This is a genomic window from Streptomyces sp. URMC 124 (assembly GCF_051386455.1).
Taxonomy (GTDB): domain Bacteria; phylum Actinomycetota; class Actinomycetes; order Streptomycetales; family Streptomycetaceae; genus Streptomyces.
Genome location: NZ_JBPQTS010000422.1, coordinates 1 through 282, shown reverse-complemented (window position 1 = coordinate 282; position 282 = coordinate 1). Strand labels below are relative to the sequence as shown.

Genomic DNA, 282 nt, shown 5'->3' with positions numbered 1-282 from the left:
CTTCAACTCCATGATGAAGCGGATTCAGAGCCTGCTGGCCAGGAACAAGGAGATGGAGGAACGCAAAAAATCCTTGGAATTAAAGGTGCTCCAGAGCCAAATCGCTCCTCATTTTCTGTACAATACGCTCGCAACAATCGGCAGCCTTGCCAGGCAGCAGCGAATCACCGAGGTCAATAAGACGATCCGTGCTTTGGTCGGCGTACTGGAGTTTACGTTTGACCGGGTCTCAGAATATGTGTCCGTTCGGGAGGAGCTGAAGGGGCTGGAGCTGTATATGGA

At 51.8% G+C, this 282-nt stretch carries 1 protein-coding gene; it reads left to right on the top strand.

All coding sequences use genetic code 11. From position 1 onward, the window contains the following. Window positions 1-52 precede the first annotated feature (52 nt). A partial coding sequence (locus tag ACSNOG_RS33185; protein ID WP_436756382.1) for a sensor histidine kinase occupies window positions 53-282 on the top strand: 230 nt, incomplete at its 3' end.